Origin of the sequence: Venatoribacter cucullus (genome assembly GCF_016132445.1) — a bacterium.
Lineage (GTDB): Bacteria > Pseudomonadota > Gammaproteobacteria > Pseudomonadales > Oceanobacteraceae > Venatoribacter > Venatoribacter cucullus.
Window position 1 is genome coordinate 935,551 of the sequence record NZ_CP046056.1, and the last position, 18,145, is coordinate 953,695.

At 50.3% G+C, this 18,145-nt stretch carries 12 protein-coding genes and 1 tRNA gene; 5 read left to right on the forward strand and 8 right to left on the reverse strand.

Features of this window, described 5'->3' with window-relative positions; genetic code table 11:
• Nucleotides 1-86: 86 nt before the first annotated feature.
• Both GJQ55_RS04565 and GJQ55_RS13375 read right to left on the reverse strand, forming a co-directional pair.
• A complete protein-coding gene (locus GJQ55_RS04565; RefSeq protein ID WP_228346328.1) occupies nucleotides 87-662 on the reverse strand; it encodes a hypothetical protein in 576 nt (191 codons plus the stop codon).
• A 364-nt stretch (nucleotides 663-1,026) separates the two neighbouring features.
• On the reverse strand, nucleotides 1,027-1,149 hold the full coding sequence (locus GJQ55_RS13375) for a hypothetical protein (protein ID WP_267874248.1): 123 nt from the start codon (nucleotides 1,147-1,149) through the stop codon (nucleotides 1,027-1,029).
• A 385-nt stretch (nucleotides 1,150-1,534) separates the two neighbouring features.
• Between GJQ55_RS13375 and GJQ55_RS04570 the strand changes: the two genes are divergently transcribed.
• Entirely contained in the window at nucleotides 1,535-2,383 is an 849-nt protein-coding gene (locus tag GJQ55_RS04570) for a hypothetical protein (protein ID WP_228346329.1), read from the forward strand.
• A 924-nt stretch (nucleotides 2,384-3,307) separates the two neighbouring features.
• Here the strand turns inward: GJQ55_RS04570 and GJQ55_RS04575 are convergent.
• Nucleotides 3,308-8,710 carry a site-specific integrase gene (locus GJQ55_RS04575; protein ID WP_228346330.1) on the reverse strand — a complete coding sequence of 1,801 codons (5,403 nt, stop codon included), beginning with the start codon at nucleotides 8,708-8,710 and terminating at the stop codon, nucleotides 3,308-3,310.
• Between the two features lie 283 nt (nucleotides 8,711-8,993).
• Here GJQ55_RS04575 and GJQ55_RS04580 point away from each other — a divergent pair.
• From GJQ55_RS04580 to GJQ55_RS04590, 3 genes are all read left to right on the forward strand, one after another.
• Nucleotides 8,994-9,070, forward strand: a tRNA-Met gene (locus tag GJQ55_RS04580).
• Between the two features lie 434 nt (nucleotides 9,071-9,504).
• On the forward strand, nucleotides 9,505-9,777 hold the full coding sequence (locus tag GJQ55_RS04585; RefSeq protein ID WP_228346331.1) for a hypothetical protein: 273 nt from the start codon (nucleotides 9,505-9,507) through the stop codon (nucleotides 9,775-9,777).
• A 108-nt stretch (nucleotides 9,778-9,885) separates the two neighbouring features.
• Nucleotides 9,886-10,839: an MBL fold metallo-hydrolase gene (locus tag GJQ55_RS04590; RefSeq protein WP_228346332.1), complete on the forward strand. Its 954-nt coding sequence runs from the start codon at nucleotides 9,886-9,888 to the stop codon at nucleotides 10,837-10,839.
• Between the two features lie 11 nt (nucleotides 10,840-10,850).
• On the opposite strand, the gene GJQ55_RS04595 is transcribed toward GJQ55_RS04590, so the two are convergent.
• From GJQ55_RS04595 to GJQ55_RS04605, 3 genes are all read right to left on the reverse strand, one after another.
• A complete protein-coding gene (locus GJQ55_RS04595; RefSeq protein WP_228346333.1) occupies nucleotides 10,851-11,450 on the reverse strand; it encodes a class I SAM-dependent methyltransferase in 600 nt (199 codons plus the stop codon).
• 172 nt (nucleotides 11,451-11,622) lie between these two features.
• A complete protein-coding gene (katG, locus tag GJQ55_RS04600; RefSeq protein WP_228346334.1) occupies nucleotides 11,623-13,809 on the reverse strand; it encodes a catalase/peroxidase HPI in 2,187 nt (728 codons plus the stop codon).
• Between the two features lie 248 nt (nucleotides 13,810-14,057).
• Nucleotides 14,058-14,261, reverse strand: a complete 204-nt coding sequence (locus tag GJQ55_RS04605; protein ID WP_228346335.1) for a hypothetical protein — start codon at nucleotides 14,259-14,261, stop codon at nucleotides 14,058-14,060.
• Between the two features lie 222 nt (nucleotides 14,262-14,483).
• Here GJQ55_RS04605 and GJQ55_RS04610 point away from each other — a divergent pair, with 222 nt between their 5' ends.
• On the forward strand, nucleotides 14,484-17,036 hold the full coding sequence (locus GJQ55_RS04610) for a penicillin acylase family protein (RefSeq protein WP_228346336.1): 2,553 nt from the start codon (nucleotides 14,484-14,486) through the stop codon (nucleotides 17,034-17,036).
• On the opposite strand, the gene GJQ55_RS04615 is transcribed toward GJQ55_RS04610, so the two are convergent.
• Nucleotides 17,029-17,739 (reverse strand): SDR family oxidoreductase, encoded by a 711-nt coding sequence (locus GJQ55_RS04615; RefSeq protein ID WP_228346337.1) that lies wholly within the window; start codon nucleotides 17,737-17,739, stop codon nucleotides 17,029-17,031. The genes GJQ55_RS04610 and GJQ55_RS04615 overlap by 8 nt on opposite strands.
• Nucleotides 17,736-18,122, reverse strand: coding sequence for a 2-amino-4-hydroxy-6-hydroxymethyldihydropteridine diphosphokinase (gene folK, locus GJQ55_RS04620; RefSeq protein ID WP_228346338.1), 387 nt, complete (start codon nucleotides 18,120-18,122; stop codon nucleotides 17,736-17,738). The genes GJQ55_RS04615 and folK overlap by 4 nt, the downstream gene beginning before the upstream one ends.
• Nucleotides 18,123-18,145 lie beyond the last annotated feature (23 nt).

An 18,145-nucleotide genomic window follows, 5' to 3' on the forward strand; every position in this document is an offset into this window, starting at 1 on the left:
GGCGCAAAAGCAGGGGCGGAAGCTGGGGGTAGAACCCGATGAAGTCTTGGAAAAGACTCACACATCTATGTTTATGCTGCGATAGATCAAACAACTTTTTCTTTCAATCCTAAGCTCTCAGCGGAACGATCTATTTGTTTGGAAAATGTCCCCTTTATATTATTCCAATCAGCTCTGGGCTGTTCCATTAGTTCCCGCCCTCTAAGAATACCAGATATGTTTTCTGCATTAATGTCGTATTTGGTTATGCTATTGGGGTTGTTATAAGTGTTTACTGACAATTGGCTTTTGCCTATTAAGCCCACAGCCATATCTTTAAAATGATAGCCAAAAGCTGAATCATTCAGTGCTTTTTCCAAGTCCTTTACCGTCTGATTGCTTAGCCTGTCATTGCCTTCAATGACTTTGATGTTTCCAGATCTATCAAGGGTGAAATCCCAGTCTTTATTTTTTAGATTGTGCTTGTCTATCGCACCTTGAATTATGGAGCTGCTTTTGTAATCGGTCCAAGCCTGAGAAAACCCCGACCATGCTTTAGCACTAGCACGAACCTCATTCAATCCACTTGTATTAATCCTCGGTGTATTGTGGTTTTGTTGCCAATTCTCAAAACTGATCTTTGGCTCACGTTTGACTGGGCTAATAGAAGTCAAAGTTGGCATATAAAATCCTTTGATAATCGAGAAGTGTTACTTGGTTAGCGGCTAAATCTGCTGAAACTTTAGAGCGTTTGCCATATTTTTAAATAGGTGATCAACACTTCATTAAAATACTGGAAAACGTTCTGGTACGGTTAGTTCGGTTTCTTCTTCTGATTTCCGCAATTGATGTGTGCTCAAGAGCCCCTCGAATCTGTTCAATGCGAGTGAAGTTTAAGCCCCACAGTCCATCCCTACCGCTGTGGGCCGGTTTGGTTCCCCTAGCATCAGAGTTGGTTGATGTTATGGGAGCCACCGTCAAACAAGATCCTACCTACCTTTCCTTGGTTTTCAGGGAAACTTCTTAGCCAGCCTTCCGCTTCTGGTATCAGTAGAAAGCAGACGCGATACCGCCAATAGCCGTACCGATGGCAACAGCCGCTTCAGCAAAGCCTTCCTGATCTTCCTGACTGATCTCCAATCCGAACAGGGTGCCGACACCGGCAATCACAACAATGAATCCCAGCTAGATTGACTTAGATTTGTACCAGGGTTTTGATTTAGCTGCCCAGTTAGGTTTATTGGTTGACGGGCAGTGCGCACCTGATTTGGGAAGCCGTTTCCAGGTTTCCAGAGAATGCCTTTAAAAATTGACGCAGATCATGAATTCGTTCTTTAGTTTTTAATCTCTAAGTCAGAGATGTAAAAGAGGACTATTTCCATAAGTCTATGATTTTTATAAGAATTTTACTAAAACTGGTTTCCCAATTTTCTCATACCATATATATGATATGAGAAAAATCCCATTAAAATCAGTTGGTTGCAGTCAATTGCAGCCGTTGAGTTGATGCCTGCGATGTGATTTTCTCTGGGAAATGCCGTCAGAGACAGAGTTTATGAGCGTAAAAAAACTGCAGCCATCAGAGTTTGGGACAGTGGTCTTGGTTGTCAGGTTTCAGGGGAACAACGTAGTTGAGGATCAGGAACACCTCAGATTCGAGCAGTCAACTCTGATCCCAATGGGAATTATGAAAATTCTGGAATTTATAAAGCGGGTATTGGCTGCACATACCTTGAATTCATTGCAAAAAGAATCTCTGGTTTTCGAGATACACCCGCATGTAACGCGTCCAGGCTCAGGATCAAGCAAAGAATGGTTGGCTACACTCGAAACGACCCAACCTTTGAGTATCCAGCATCAGCAGGAGTTCCATACACTCGCTTGTCATGTGTTGGCCCGGATAACTCAGGATAATGAAGACCTTTTTTCCAGGTCGGTTAGTGAATCGCAGTCGGAGATGCTTGATATGCTCGACTACATAAACGAACCCATTGAAAAGTTTCTCAAGACGCACAGTGGAAGACCTTTGGCGCAAAGCTTCTCTGTTTCAGCAGACCTGCATGAACAGAATCCGATCATTATTTCCGGTCGTGTTGCAGAGGCTCAGCCTCGTGAATTCGTGTCTGTTGATATATCAGGCAGCGGATTGGTTGACGGATTTCGAACCTCTAAGAATGAGGTTTTTATTTTCCCGATACTTAATAATCGTCTATCAGGAGATAAAATAGAATTCCTATGTTCTGATCCAAATATTTATAGGGTGCTAGCTGAGGCTTATTTAGCGAAGAAGACGGTCACATATAAAGCAAGAACTATTCCAGGAGGTAAGCAGCAGGGAAAAAACCAGAAAAAAGAAGTACTTTTTGCTGAGATCGCTATGGATGAGCAATTTGAGCTGGAATGAGCTCGATTCAACTGTGAATTCACTCATTGGGATCAGATTTCTGAAAATATCACAGATTATCGTAATTTATCGCTAAATCATCAGTTGCACGAAACTTACTTGAATCTATTGTAAAGGCTCATTCAACAACTGGAGCCAAGCCATGGCCAAGCAGTCAAATCACCAAGCAGATATCAAGAACTCAAACAAGGGAACATCTGGTACCAATATCACCTACGACAAAAACCAGGGAAATCGGGGGAAGCAGTTAAACCCTAATCGTAAAGGTAAGTAGACGCGTAATGGCAGGAGGGCATATCCTTCTGCCTCTCTTTTAAAAATGTGATTTCTGACAAAATGGATGAAAAGAAGCTTAGTAGGAACCAGAAAAAGCGCCCCTTCAAACAAACCAAAGAACTGGTGCGGCTGGCTTTGAATGAAGGCTGGACTCAACAAGATATCGCAAATCGCTGTCGTACACTGTGTACAAACGGGTAAGGGGTGGGTACAGGCCCGAGCCGTCAGATATCTGGCCGCTCGGGCTTTTTATTGTCGCGTCCATGTCGGGGCTGCATCTGAATATCATGCTGCTCAAGCCTATAAGCAGTATTGCCAACCAGCACCCCCCCCTAAAGACTCTGTCCTGCCTACTGGTGCGACAACAACGCGTTTAAATCAGCCAACAGGTCGCGCATGGTGTACAACCGTCACCTAGCCTTAGCCAATCATTAATGACTGAAGTTTACCGTATGGTTCTGTGTAATTTCTTTAGAGTATGCTAATTTCTGAAGTGGGCTCAATACATGTCTTGTCATGGACTTATTTCGATCCACTCTGGTATATCATAGTTATTTGTAATTAGAAAAATTACTTTCTACCGCTTGAGATCGCGCGGGGATCCCAACAAAAAAATTTATCCGTGAGGATCGCCTTATTGTCGACGTACTATGATAGCGTTAGTCCCAGCGCAGTAAATGCTACTGCTAATTCATTACTATTCCTGATTACACCCTGATCATTTCGTATTAAGTTCAATACGCCAAACATGGTGCGAGATCCAATTTTTTCGGTTCCGTCATATTCCTCAAAACTATCAATGGTCAGTGGTCCGTTAAGGGCCGAGGCTTCTTCTTGTTTAGTGACTTTGAACCCCGAGCTGGTCAGTAACTGAATGGCCCGCTCATTGTTGTTTGCAGCCGCTACTTTGTAGTGACTTTCGTCGATCTCAAAAACATCTATAGTCCACTTTACGAGATGACAATGCTCTGCTGTTTCCATCAGCAATTGACGTTTTTTTCCAACCAATGACGGTAGGATGTTGATTGGTGGAAACCTTGTCTCAGTGTTTAGCTCTAGTTTGCTCTGGTATCTGGTAGCGGCCTCCATCATCCGAATCCATGCATCATCAGAGATGTAGTGAATAAGCAAGTTGGGGTGTTCTGATCCTTGTATCATCCCGCTTTCTGTTCCGCGACGTTTGAATCTCATTTTGTAATTAGCGTTGTAAAATACGGTTTCAATAGTCCGGGTAAAGTCAGGATTCAGCTGATTGGCTACACCAGCTTGCTCGAATGTTCGTCCCAATGAGACCAATCTGAGTGTTTTCAATAAATTGAGCAGCGTAGGTTGTTGGTATTCCAATGGTCTCTGTTTGGGTGCCTTGGGCGCGTGGTACCTCTCAAGATTTTGAGCATCGAATGCGTTACTGATTTTGCGAGTTCGTGCTGAGGTGACAGGGGTGAGTTGATCAGCCCATTCCAGCAGCAGGTGGTTGTAACTGCTCATACCGGTACTTGGGTAATGATGACCCATGAGTCTCGCTAACGCCATTGGGCACCGTCTGGATAATTCATTTTGTGGCCCGAGAACGATCTCTTTAAAACTCTGTTGATCAACGTCTGTCAGCAGCTTTTCTGTGAGTGAAGAGCGGATTCCTAAAAGAATCGCTGCAGCGCGGTTGTGGAAGCTGTGGCGGCAGTGGTGTAGTACCAGGTTCGGATTCCCTGTCACCTCACGAATAACACCGATTAACGCTGGAGAAATTAATCCGATCATCGATGACTGAACGATCTTTCCATTCTTGATTTCAACAAGCAGTGGCTGGTTTTTATCGGCTCCTGCCAACATTTGAAGACGGGTTATTACCTTTTCAATAACGGCGATTTCGTCTTTGGTCAGATTAAATAGTAGCGGTACTACACGGCGGCTATTATTGCTTTTTAGTGTCCGGAAACGGTTATTGCGAACGAGTACCCATTGTTCTCCTCGATACTCACACAGGTCTTTGGCCTGCAGGCCAGTTGCTTCATTCAAGCGCAACCCAAAACGATAGGACATAATCAGCACAAAGCTGAGCATCAAATGTTGGTCGTAATCAGGGTAAGTGTGTTGGATCCGCCTTAGCGCATTCAGATAGTCCTGTTCTGTCAGAATGCCCGGCCGCACGACCCGTCTATCAGATGCCAGATTCAATTCAGACCAATCCACTTCGGCAACCCCGGCATGGCTGGCCCAGCGATGAAACGCTACCAGACGGTCTCCAAAGTAACCAACCTGTTGAGCTTTGATCATGCGGTACTGAAGCATCTGGTTATACAGATTGGTAACAGACTCCTCATCAAGAGAAATCAGATCAACATTATAGGCAAGCTTTTCAAATGGCGTCATTAAAGACCCGAAATATGTACGGACAGTGGATTCAGCCAATGGGATGAATTTTTTACCTCGTCCTTTTCCGCGACGAATGACTGAAACCAGCCAGTGGCCAACAAGTAGAATGGCACTGCTGACTTTGCCTTCGAATGCCTGGCAGGTTTCTTCAATATTTTTGGCGACGGTTCGAGCTGTTGACGGCTGATAATTGTTAAGCCCTCTTTGGATGGCTAAACGGAATTCCTTCGTATTTTCTTTGATTTTTGAGTCATCTTTTTCCAACTGGCGACCCGAAAGAATTTTGACTAGCTCTGTTTGGTCTGCTGACTCTTGTCCTGTGATTTCAGAAGGATAGGATCTGGGGTGCTTTTCCAGAATCCTTAGGTGATCCTGAATCGGCAGGCTTGTACTTAACACCCTTCCAGCTAGAACAGCAGCAACCATGCCGGGCAGTTCGAATAGGTTTGCTTGCTCAATGACCAGGGCTACCTTGCTGATTAATTCGGTTGGAGCAATATCAGAGGGCACCTGGATGAGCATGCAAAGCGATTCCAATTCTGACGACTGCGGTAGATTAGTAAGGTCCAGTGTTTTTTTTCTTTCGAGTGCGTAACTCAGTAAGGTGGCGGTTTGGTAGTTGATCTCGTGGCGTTGAACCGGACAGTACGGGTTGTCGGATTCTAGCTCTTCGCTGTACTCGATAAATGATTGGCGCTTGAATTGAATCAGGCGGTAATTTTGCCCACTGATTATATCCAGTAACATACGTTGGTAGCTTACGCGTTTTTCAATGCACAGCAGTAAGGTACCGATGATGGCGGCTTCGATTTTTGAACGACAGCTGCGCGTAGTGGATATCTCCTGTGCCCATTTTTGCATTTGGTGAATCAGGGAACTAGCTTTAGCAACGCTACGATTCAGGGCAACATGCTCGCGCTGGGTTGCGGCTGGACGTTTTCGGATATGGTGATTTTGTTCCGGGCTTTCTTTCAGAACCCTTTTTTTCAGGACAGAGAATCGTACTGCTGCGAAATGATGGCCAATGCCACCATCACGCAGTAGCATCTTTTTAATGAGCTTGCTTAAATCCGCTTCGTTTAAGTCTTTAAAACTTCTTTTTTCGAGAAAATCATCAATATCCTTTCTGGCAGAGTGTATGGCTTTTTTGAGAGCACGTGTTCGTTGCTGCTTACGTAATCGCTCGCCAAACAGTCTGCTTTGAATGGGAGATGGGTTTTTGGATAAAGATGCTCTAGGCAGACGAGTGGATGAAACCTTGCTTTCAATCAGCTCGAATCCCAACGATGAAAAAATGAAATCCAGTTCTTTTAGATATTTCTCAGTATCGGTTTTCCTGCAGCGAGGGGAATAGTCACCATAGCTTGCGGCTTGTCGTTCGGCATGCCCCATCCACCCGTCGATCACCTCTGGATGAACACCTTGTCTGTCCAGTTGCTGGCCGAATCTATGGCGGAACAAATTTCTGGGTAATGGCCAGTTAAAAAGATCTGATCCGGGTAGGCCGGTTTCAGACATGCTGCGCCAGTTTAGTGAGTCATCCAACTGAAAAAACAGTGGTAGCGAGGGGGTTTCAGATTCAGTTTGGGTTAGGGCGTATATATTGCGCGACAGATCAAGATTGAAATTGGAGAGAATTCGCGATAACGCTTCCAGATGAGTCAGATATTCTCTGAATATCGCAATAACCTTCTGGGGCAGTGGCACCACTCGGCCGTCGTGTAGCCCTTCATCCGATTTGTCGTTTAGAAATACAAAACAACGATCCAGATTGAAACAACTCAGGCTTTCAAACGGATCCTTCAGATAACGGCTTCCAGTTGCTGCGTACAATGCGGTTACGACGTACTGTGCAAAACGATTGTGGTATGTAATCGCACATTCTTCAGGCTCTCTTAGTCTGGCTGTCGCCTTGGCGATTTCAGACTGCAGCAGCTCTTCTTGTGGATTTAACAGGCTACCAACCAGCAGAGTATGTTTGGGTAACTCACGAGCAGGTCCTGCGACCTCTGTATCCAATCCTGTCTCGATGGTTTTTATATCCCAACTGCCGTAACCACAGGCGGCAGGAAGCCCGGCGTTCGGATGGGCGGAAATACCTCGTGCCAGATTGTGATCGCCGGTCCGGTTGAACACCTGTTGGGACAAGTGATTGAACAGCTTACCGCTGGATATGCGGCTTAATGACTCTGGCAGGTTCTTGTTTAACCAAACGACGGGCTGTTCATTTGTATAAACTGCAGTCCAGAGGTCTTGGAGACTCTTTGGCTGGAAACTTACTGCTTGAGCTGCAGTCCTCAGCGCGTTTGAAACAGGCTCGGGCAGGTCAAAAGACATCTCATCAGAAAATTTTAGAATTGCATGTGATGACTCAGGCTTTGGCCTCCAGGCACTCTGTCGTCGTGTCACCTGTTTAGAAATTTGGGTCAGGGATGAATTCAATGTCCACTCATCCTGACTGTTATCTGAAATTGGAAATTGGATGGCAAACGCGAGAGAGCGGCCATAATTCAGGGCCAGCCAGCATACTGCTGATCCCAGCGTGACCAGCGGATCAGTGTGCTCTAAATTTCCCTGAATCCACTCATTGAGCCGGTCCCGTTCCACTGGTAAAACCTGATCCCAAGACCATGCTAAATAGTGGCTGGCCTCTGCGGATTGAAGTAAAACGCTGTGCGATGCAACCAGTTGCTGCTCTTCGCTTAGGCTGGGGTCGACGGAGGTTAATACGAGGGCTTCAGATTCCTCTTCTTCTTCTTCTTCTGGGTTCTGGACTTGTTCAGACTGATTAGACGTCTGAATGGGAATGAACTGCAGTTCGTTTTCATCGTCCCCCAGCCAGAATGAAACAGGCGCCGGGGGGATTAGCTCGTTGAGTTCGGGAATTGTAATCCCAGTCGACTGGGAGTTTAGATTGGGGAGACATTCGTCATTTGCGATGGCAATGATGTTTTTCAGAAACCCCGAACAGCTAAGCTCCAGGCTTTCTCCGCTACCCAGCAGAAGCATCTCTGCTGTTTTACTCAGCGCCAGGGAATAGTGTTCGAACGTGTGCTCTCGGTCTTCTTGTAACTGACTGGCTCTTGTTAGGAGTTCGTCGATGAATTTCCATCGTTTCGAGTCTTCCGGCCCCAGAATCAGAAAACGGCATACAGCACTGAGCTTTTGATCGCCATGGTAGTGATGACGGATGACCCGCTCGATGCTCTGGATACTCAGCCAGAGTCGGAGTTCTCGTCTTTGCTGGAGGTGGACCTGGCTATCTGCTGGTGATAGCGGGTTTACCAGCATGGTTAGCAGATAGGTGGTTTCCTTAAATTTGGGGAACTGCTTTCTCGTCCTATCGGCAGAGCCTGAGTGGCTGACTGGCGAGAAGCGACGACGGCATTCTTCGTCTGAGTTGAATGCCTCCAGAAATCTGATCAGCTCAATTGCAACAGGGTGGCTGTTCCATTTATGGATAATGGGCTGGGATTCAGGACGGCCCAGCTCTGCTAGTAGCGTGGAGGGGCTGGCCGAGCTCTGGGCGGTATGATTCAGTCCGAGGCATATGTAAACGGCTTTCCAGATGGAGCTAAGAGTCCGCTGCTCTGACCATTGAAAAAATGGTTCCAGATGGCGACTAACGGGGAGGTTGGTCTCTCTTTTTGTTTGCCCTCCATTGCACGGTTGGCTCATTCAAGTACCCCTAAGGTCTTCGCTTTGGGGGGGGATTCTGTGCCCAAATCTGTGCCATAAGCAAGGATTTATCGATCTTAATGCACATTGATTGATCAATGTCTGAAGCTGAGAATGGGCTGTAAGTGAGCGATTTAGGGTGTTTTGTGGATTTTAAGATCATTCCTTGTGATCTTGTGCTGTAATTCTCATAACCGTCGTCGGTTCAAATCCGGCTCCCGCAACCAACGTTTTTTGTGGTCAGAGCAGTAGTGTTTAAGTCTCTCTTAGCAGAGCAATTTGTCGCGGGATGGAGCAGCCTGGTAGCTCGTCGGGCTCATAACCCGAAGGTCGTCGGTTCAAATCCGGCTCCCGCAACCATTTAAAAGAACCCAACCCTGTGTTGGGTTTTTTTATGCCTGAAATCCGCATGAATGCTGGGTTTCTTCCTTCAGGCCCTGCTGTTGGGCCGCCGCCTCTTTCGTTCCCCTGAAAAAATCGTCTGACCTTAAGGCTGCCGTGACGCAACAGGTGTTTATGGCTACTGGAGATCTCAAAGCGGCTTCTGGCCAAGATCAGATTTGAAATGTCAGATATATGAGCATGGATCTGACAGATTGAACCCCGTTAAAAATGGGGGGATTACCCAGCAACTGCCGACAACCCATCCTCTCATCATTTTGGCCAATGGAGCTTTGGTGTTTATCCCGTTATCGTTCGTTTCTGTTGCGCCCAGCCCGGCTGCTTTATGCCAGCCAGTGGTCATGCTGGTAGTGCTGTGATTATAAAATTGATGTTAATAGGGGAGTTTTAGGGTGAGTGCTGATAACAACGCCGGTTTGCCGGAGCAAGAGACGAATAACAACGCGGATGCCAGGCCAGTGCTGCGCACTACCCAGTGGGGGTGGATGCTGGGTGCTTTTGTGGCGGGTCTGTTGGGTAAGGCTGTGCATATTTCCGGGGGCGTGGTGACTTTTGCCGTGTTTTATTTTCTGCAGTCCAGAGTGGGGCCGGTGAATGCTATTGTGTCAGGTGCGATTGCTGGCGTTGCCTCTGGTCTGGGGATTGCTGCCTTGCTGGGGCAGTAACGGCAGCAGATTCAGCCTGGCAGAACAGTCTGTTAGAGCGCGGTCGGAGTATGCAGGCGCGGCAGATAGGCTACAGTGTATAAGTTTTTACCCTTGGGAGCGCAACCTATGACTGTACAAACATTACCAAAGCAGCAGGTCGGTTCGGTGACGCAGTGGCTGCGTAACGCGCTGCTGAGCCTGTGTGTGGCGACACCGCTGGCGCTGCAGGCCGCCCCGGAGGGTGTAACCCAGGTCGATCTGGGCAAGGCGAAAGTGAGCATGATTAACGATGGTGTGTATGCACGCCCGCTGGATGAAAAATTTGTTACCAACGCGCCACTGGAGCAGGTAACCCAGGCGCTGCGCGACGTTGGTTTACCGGATGATCGTTTTGATATTCCGTTTAATCCGCTGCTGGTGGATATCGGCAAAGAGCGGGTATTGATTGATACCGGCCACGGTGAGTTTGGCGGCCCGACTATGGGGTTGTTGCTGCAGCGACTGCAGCAGGCGGGTGTGGAACCTGAATCGGTCACCACGGTGCTGATCACCCATTTTCACGGCGACCATATCAATGGCCTGCGCAATAAAGCCGGCGAGCTGGCCTTCCCCAATGCCAAAGTAATGGTGCCGGCGGGTGAGTGGGACTGGTGGATGAATGACGAACGCATGGCGCAAACCCCGGAAGCCGGCCGTGGTACGTTTAATGCTGCCCGCCGCGTCTTTGGCCCGCTGGCCGATAGCGTTGTGAAAGTGCAGCCGGGTGATGAAGTGGTGCCGGGAATCCGTGCGCTGGATGCTGCCGGCCATACGCCGGGCCATACCGCTTATATGATTGATGGCGGCAAGCGTAAGCTGCTGTACTGGGCCGATACCACCAATATCGCAATTTTTGTGCGTAACCCGGACTGGAGCGTGCAGTTTGATATGGACGCCGAAAAAGCCCGTGAAACCCGTCGTCGTATCGCTGATCTGGCTATTCGTGAAAAAGCGTTGGTGGGCGGTTTCCATCTGCCCGGTTCGGCCGTGGGTGAGTTAAAAGCCAAAGGTAGTGGCTATGAATTTACTCCGCTGAAATAATTTCTTTTTTATTACCGGTCGTGGCGCTTCTGTAACAGCGCCACGTTCTTTACCGGAATTTCACACCGCCAGCCGTAGTGGCTGGCCAGCCAATAAAAAGTATCTTCTTTATAAAACACCACATGGGTCGGGTCACGGCGGTAATGCCAGTTGGCAAAGGCGCTGTCATCGGTCTGGAAACTGGTCATTATCGCCAGCCAGCCGCCGGGTTTTAATAACGTATTTAAGCGGTCAAACTCCTGTGCCGGCTGATGAAAATGTTCAGCCACTTCGGTGCAGGTAATAAAATCATAGGTGCGCTGCAGTGCTTCGGTGTCGGGCTGAAACACCGGGTCGTAAAGGCTCATCTGGTGGCCGGCCTGAGTCAGCATGTCGGCCAGTGCCGGACCGGGGCCGCAGCCGTAATCCAGCCCTTGTTGCGCGGACTGTAAACGTTGTAATAGCGGTTCGCTTACGCGCATTAAAAAGCGGCGGTAGCCGTCGTCGTTCACATCGTTCTGATGCAGCTGGTATTCCTGCTGCTCACTTTCGGCGCTGGGTAATTGTTGCGGGTCGAGGAAAGTGGCTTTGCAGCGTTCGCAGCGCCAGTAGTCGCGCTGACCGGCGTGCATAAAATAGCGGCTGCCGTGGGTGCAAACCGGGCAGGGTGGTGGAGTATCTGAAATGGAAGAATTTTGCGGGGAAGAAACCATGGGCCACTTATCTGAACGGTAAGTGCCCATGATAACGGCGACGGTACGGTTATGCAGCTTCTGCTGCTGCGTACACGCCGCCGGTAGCCGGTTATTTCAGATCGAAACGGTCGGCGTTCATTACTTTCACCCAAGCATTAATGAAGTCGTGCACGAACTTCGCCCGGTTATCATCCTGTGCGTACACTTCAGCGTACGAGCGCAGGATGGAGTTGGAGCCAAACACCAGGTCAACCCGCGTTGCGGTCCAGCGGGTTTTGCCGCTGTTGCGCTCCACGATGTTGTACGTGTTTTTGCCGGTCGGTTCCCAGCGGTAGTTCATGTCGGTAAGGTTGACGAAGAAATCGTTACTCAACACGCCCACCCGGTCGGTGAATATGCCATGCTGAGTGCCACCGTGGTTGGTGCCCAGCACGCGCATGCCGCCGATTAACGCCGTCATTTCCGGCGCGGTCAGCCCCATTAATTGGGTACGGTCGAGCAGCATTTCTTCCGGCGTCACCACATAGTCTTTTTTCACCCAGTTGCGGAAACCGTCGTGCAGTGGTTCCAGCACTTCGAACGATTCCACATCGGTCATCTCCGCCGTAGCATCACCACGGCCCGGTGCGAAAGGCACAGTTACGTTAACACCAGCGTCGTTAGCGGCTTTTTCCACCGCTGCCGTACCCGCCAGCACAATCAGGTCGGCCATGCTCACCGGTTTTGCCAGTTTGGCCTGAATGCCTTCCAGCACTTTCAGTACCTTTTGCAGACGTTCCGGCTCGTTGCCTTCCCAGTCTTTCTGCGGTGCTAACCGAATGCGCGAACCATTGGCGCCGCCGCGCTTGTCGGAGCCGCGGAAGGTGCGGGCGCTGTCCCAGGCGGTGGCGACCAGTTCGGCCACGCTCAGGCCGGAAGCCAGAATGGTGTTTTTAATGTCGGTAATTTCCGCATCGTTCAGGGTATAGCTGACGGCCGGCACCGGGTCTTGCCAGATCAGGTCTTCGGCCGGCACATCGGTGCCTAAATAACGGGCTTTCGGGCCTAAATCGCGGTGGGTTAATTTAAACCAGGCGCGGGCAAATACGTCGTCGAAGTAGGCCGGGTCGTTATAAAAACGCTCGGAAATTTTGCGGTATTCCGGGTCCATTTTCAGCGCCATATCGGCGTCGGTCATAATGGGGTTATGACGAATGGACGGGTCTTCCACGTCGGCCGGCTTGTGCTCTTCTTTGATATTAATGGGTTCCCACTGCCAGGCACCGGCCGGGCTCTTTTTCAGTTCCCAGTCGTAATTCAGCAGCAGTTCAAAATAGCCGTTGTCCCATTGGGTCGGGTGGGTGGTCCAGGCGCCTTCAATGCCGCTGGTCACGGTATCGCGGCCAATGCCACGGGTTTTGTGGTTGTTCCAGCCCAGGCCCTGTTCTTCCACATCGGCGGCTTCCGGTTCCGGCCCCAGATTTTCGGCACGGCCATTACCATGGCATTTACCTACAGTATGACCACCGGCGGTAAGGGCGACGGTTTCTTCATCGTTCATGGCCATGCGGGCAAAGGTAATGCGCATATCATGGGCGGTTTTCAGCGGATCGGGGTTACCGTCCACGCCTTCCGGGTTCACATAAATCAGGCCCATCATGACGGCGGCCAACGGGTTTTCCAGGTCGCGTTCACCCGAATAGCGGCTACCTTCACTGCCGGATTTGGCCAGCCATTCTTTTTCTGAACCCCAGTAAGTGTCTTTTTCCGGATGCCAGATGTCTTCGCGGCCACCGGCAAAACCAAAGGTTTTAAAGCCCATGGATTCATAGGCCATATTGCCGGCCAGAATGATCAGGTCGGCCCAGGACAGGCTGTTACCGTATTTCTTTTTAATCGGCCACAACAGGCGGCGGGCTTTATCGAGGTTGGCGTTGTCGGGCCAGCTGTTAATGGGGGCGAAACGCTGGTTACCGGTACCGGCACCACCGCGGCCATCGGCAATGCGGTACGTACCGGCGCTGTGCCAGGCCATGCGGATCATTAAACCGCCGTAGTGGCCCCAGTCGGCTGGCCACCAGTCCTGGCTTTGTGTCATCAGGGCTTTCAGGTCGTTTTTAACCGCGTCGAGGTCGAGTTTTTTAAAGGCTTCGGCGTAGTTGAAGTCGTCGCCCAGCGGGTTCGTTTTACGGTCGTGCTGGTGCAGGATGTCGAGGTTCAGGTTATTCGGCCACCAATCCATGTTGGAATTGCCGTTGGCGGTATTGCCACCGTGCATGATGGGACATTTGCCTGTGGCGGGGGATTTCTTATCCATACGGTTGTGCTCCTGTTGCCTTGGGGTAATAGGTACGACCTGCTGTCGTGCAGAGGTTCCGGTCAGGCTGCAAAGCAATGTCATGCAGACCGGGCCTGCAGGACATCAGACTGACACGGGACGCAGGCCCCTGTCACTGATATTGGTCACTCTGAGCAGGTTTGATGACAACCAGTGTAGTGAAGCAGGTGGATAGTGATGGGTAATTATTTTTATTCTTGCAATAGCTTTCGGCTATTTGTGTTGGCTCAGTCCCGCGAATCGCTGTTTTGGTCAGTGGTATAGAAAAAGCCTATCCGGGCCTTTTCTTCCAGCGGCTTGAAAACCGTCGCTACCGTACGGCCTTCCGCACCGGCCGGGTCCAGAATGGTTTTGGTCAGCGGCTTTTTACGCAGCGGGGCATTCGATTTGTCGGTATCGGCCGGGCTGCGTTTAGAGCGGTGGTTTGGCATCGGAAGTTCCTTTCGTTACGGCAGGCAATGAAACAATGTAACTACTTATTAATAGGTAAGTGATTATGGCAAAGAAAGACCATGTTGGCATTGATCCGGCGCACTGAGTTTGTGTCAGTGGGGCGAATGTTCCGTACTTTGGCGGATTTTTCCCTGTTTGGCTGAAGGGGCCTTAGTCATACTGTCGCCATGACCTTCCGATTTGCTGAATAAGAAGAAAAAATGAAAGCTAAAATCCTGTTAAAACATACTTTGTTGGCATCAATGGCGGTAGGCGGCTTAACCGGCTGTTCTTCATTATTCGACTGGGTAGCTGCCCGTAATCTGGATCAGCCAGAAGGCACGGTAATGCTGGCCGGCCTGCAACAACCCGTGGAAATCCGCCGCGATGAATACGGTGTTCCTTTTGTTGAGGCACAGAATATTGCCGACCTGACGTTCGGTATTGGTTATGCCATGGCGGAAGATCGTCTGGCACAGATGGTATCCATGAATTTACTGGCGCGCGGACGGTTATCCGAAATGGTTGGGCCGCTGGGTGTGGATATGGACGTTTATATGCGCACGTTAGGCGTGCCGCAGATTATTGCTGAACGTTATCAGGCGGTGGGTGATGAGCTGAAAACCCATTTAACCGGCTTCAGCGCCGGTGTGAATGCTTATATAGAAACGCACAAAGACCGCCTTCCGCTGGAATTAACCCTGAACGGTTACACCCCGGAACCCTGGCAGCCGGAGAACACCATTGGGTTATTCGTGATGCTGAATCTGGGCGTGGGTTTTAACCTGCATGAAGAGCTGGCTTTTTTACAGATTGCCGAAAAAGTCGGCGCCGAAAAAACCGCGTATTTGGCGCCAATATTCCCCGATGAGCCGATTGATCTGGCTGAGGCCGGCAAGTTAGCCGATGTGGCGCTGGCGGCACAACAGTTACGCCCTCAATTGGATTTTCTGTCCGGTATTGAACAGCAGATGAAGCGTATTAATGGTCAGGGATTGGCGGCCTCGAATAACTGGGCTGTACACAAAGACCATACCGCCAATGGCGCGTCATTAGTGGCTAACGACACGCATTTATTACTCAGTCACCCGTCTACCTGGATGTTAATGGGCGCGCGCAGCCCGGAATATTCCGGGGTTGGTATTGGTCTGCCGGGTATTCCGGCCTTGGTGGCGGGTTATAACGGCCACATTGGCTGGGGTGAAACCATGGTGATGGCGGATACCCAGGATATTTTTCTGGAGCAATTGCGCCAGCGTGATGACGTAACGGAGTATTTGTATCAGGGCGAGTGGTATCCGGTGCAAAGTCGCACCGAAACGCTGACTATTAAAGGTGAAGAACCCTTAACCTTTACCGTACAGAGCACCCGTCATGGTCCGTTACTGAACCCGGCCGTAAAAGGAAAACCCAAGCATGAAATGATTCCGATGGCGACGGATTCATTATACGGTTTGGCCTTAAGCTGGACGGCACAATTTCCCGACACCACCATCGATTCGTTTTTCCGTTTAGGGCAGGCGAAAAATCTGGATGAAGCCGAACAGGCATTGAATGGTGTGGGGTTTATTCACCTGAACGTCATCGCCGGTGATAAAGACAATATTCAATGGCAAATTACCGGTAATTATCCGCTGCGCAAAAACGGCACTGGCCATTTCCCCAGCCCGGGCTGGACGGGTGATTACGACTGGACAGGTTCCTGGGGTGGTGCCGATACGCCACGGGTGCGTAACCCGCAGGCCGGGTTTGTGGCCACGGGCAACGACCGTACCGTCGGGCCGGGTTTTACCCCAACCTTAACCAGTTCCTGGTATTACCCGGAGCGCGGTGAACGTGCCCGCCAGTTGCTTGCCGAACGTAACGATCACGATGCGGCCAATATGGTGGCGATGCAGGCCGATCGCCATGATTTACTGATAGGGAAAGTGCAGCAACTGTGGCAGAGCGATGAATGGGCGGCCCTGATCGATACGGCAGCCAGTCGTCTGACTGCCGAGCAGCAATTAAGCGCAGAAAAAACGCTGAATATTCTGATGAATTTCGATGGCAACCTGGAAGAAAACTCGCGTAGTGCGGCGGTATGGGGAGCGTTTGAACACAACCTGATCCGTGCCATCTTTCTGGATGAGCTGGGGCCGGATGATGGTCGTTTGTGGACCGCGTTAATGGCCATGAATGGTCGTGCTTATTCCGGTTATCAGGATCATCTGCTCGGCCGCAAAACGCCTGGCGGTGACTGGGCGCCGTTCTGGGATGATGTGCGTACCGATGCTACGGAAAATCCCGGCGATATTATTGCTGCCGCGCTGGTGTCGACCTGGGATTATCTGCAACAAACCTTGGGTAACGATGACCAGCAATGGCAGTGGGGCCAACTGGCTTATTACCACTGGCAAACCGAAACCACGCACATGCTGCCGTGGTTAAGCGGTGTGCAGAAATTTGCCGTACAGCGCTTAGCGAAATACACCGATCGCGGCCCGTATCCGGCCGGTGGCAACCGTAATACCCTGAACGTGGCGGGTTACAGTCTCGGCAAAGATTATGGTGTGTGGAATATTCCGGCCATGCGATTAGTGGTGGATTTCAGTGCCGAAGAGCCGCTGCAACTGGTGATTGCCGGTGGCCAGTCTGGCAACCCGGCTTCGCCGCATTATGACGATGGCATTGATCTGTGGCTGTCACGGACCAACCGTACGTTGCCGTTTAATAATGAGGAAAAGGTGCAGGCACATTTTAATAAAGTGAAAGTGCTGCAGCCGGCTAACTAAACGTCTGATCGTAGCGGTTGGCCACAAAGCGGCCACCGTCTACGCGCATCACCGTGCCGGTAACGGCACGGGCAGCCAGTAAATAATCACAAGCCTGCACAATTGCGCCGTAACCCAGCTCTTCACCAATCAACGACTGCGACAAGACCTTTTTCCGGTAGGCGTCATCGTGCTCGGGTAAAAACTGCACCGGCCCCGGCTGAATCACATTCACCCGTACTTTACCCGCCAGGCGCTGCGCCATGCTCAGCGACCAGTTCTGTAAGCCGGCTTTGGCGGCGCAATACACCGCAAAACGCTGATTGGGAATATCCGCGTAAATATCGCTGATGCTGATCATGGCTGCGTCGTCTGCCCACTGCGATTTCAGTGCATCGGTAATCATCACTGGGGCGGTGACGTGCACGTTCTGATGTTGCGCAATGTGTTGTGCCAGATCGGTGGCCGCGGCATCGGGCACAAAGCATGAGGCGTTATGAATCACCGCATCAAACTGCCCCAGTGTCTTTAATTGCGTGCACAACGCCCGAATGCTGGCAGGGTCGGATAAATCGGCCTGCACAGCAGTCAGTGCAGGGTGCGTTTCTAACTCGCAGGCGGAATTAAAATGCGCCACCACTTGCCAGCCCTGGTGCAGAAAATGTTGTGCCAGGGTTTTGCCTAACCGGCGACCGGCGCCGGTAATGAATATGCGTTTACTCATAGTGCCTGCCACTGTTGTTGTACGCGCAGATAATAGGGTTCTTCCAGTGTCGCTTGCCGGCATTCCTCCGCGGTATTGGCCGTGGCGAGAATATCAATATCAATGGTGCGGTCTTTGGTTTTGCGGCCCGGATTTTTCGGCTCCCGGCCTAACTTTACTTCAATATGTTGCAGCCGCTGTTTCAGCGGGCCGGGTAATAAATCCGACTCCAGCACCAATAATTGATTGCAGAATTCATGGTGAAAGGTGTCCCCCACCGGCGCTGTGGTAACCACGGGTGATTGCGCGGTAATTCGCCCCAGATGAGCGAGTTCGGTAATGGCACCGGGCAGGTGTTTATGAGGCTCAAGATTGCTGCCCAGTCCCAGCAGATAACAACGCATGCAGTATTTGTCCGTCAGGAAAA

Excerpts from the sequence above, each read along its gene's own strand:
- GJQ55_RS04565 (WP_228346328.1), bottom strand. The coding sequence starts at position 662 with ATGCCAACTTTGACTTCTATTAGCCCAGTCAAACGTGAGCCAAAGATC.
- GJQ55_RS04595 (WP_228346333.1), bottom strand. The coding sequence starts at position 11,450 with ATGCACGCCGGTCAGCGCGACTACTGGCGCTGCGAACGCTGCAAAGCC.
- GJQ55_RS04590 (WP_228346332.1), top strand. The coding sequence starts at position 9,886 with ATGACTGTACAAACATTACCAAAGCAGCAGGTCGGTTCGGTGACGCAG.
- GJQ55_RS04605 (WP_228346335.1), bottom strand. The coding sequence starts at position 14,261 with ATGCCAAACCACCGCTCTAAACGCAGCCCGGCCGATACCGACAAATCG.
- katG (WP_228346334.1), bottom strand. The coding sequence starts at position 13,809 with ATGGATAAGAAATCCCCCGCCACAGGCAAATGTCCCATCATGCACGGT.
- GJQ55_RS04575 (WP_228346330.1), bottom strand. The coding sequence starts at position 8,710 with ATGAGCCAACCGTGCAATGGAGGGCAAACAAAAAGAGAGACCAACCTC.
- folK (WP_228346338.1), bottom strand. The coding sequence starts at position 18,122 with ATGCGTTGTTATCTGCTGGGACTGGGCAGCAATCTTGAGCCTCATAAA.
- GJQ55_RS04615 (WP_228346337.1), bottom strand. The coding sequence starts at position 17,739 with ATGAGTAAACGCATATTCATTACCGGCGCCGGTCGCCGGTTAGGCAAA.
- GJQ55_RS04610 (WP_228346336.1), top strand. The coding sequence starts at position 14,484 with ATGAAAGCTAAAATCCTGTTAAAACATACTTTGTTGGCATCAATGGCG.
- GJQ55_RS04570 (WP_228346329.1), top strand. The coding sequence starts at position 1,535 with ATGAGCGTAAAAAAACTGCAGCCATCAGAGTTTGGGACAGTGGTCTTG.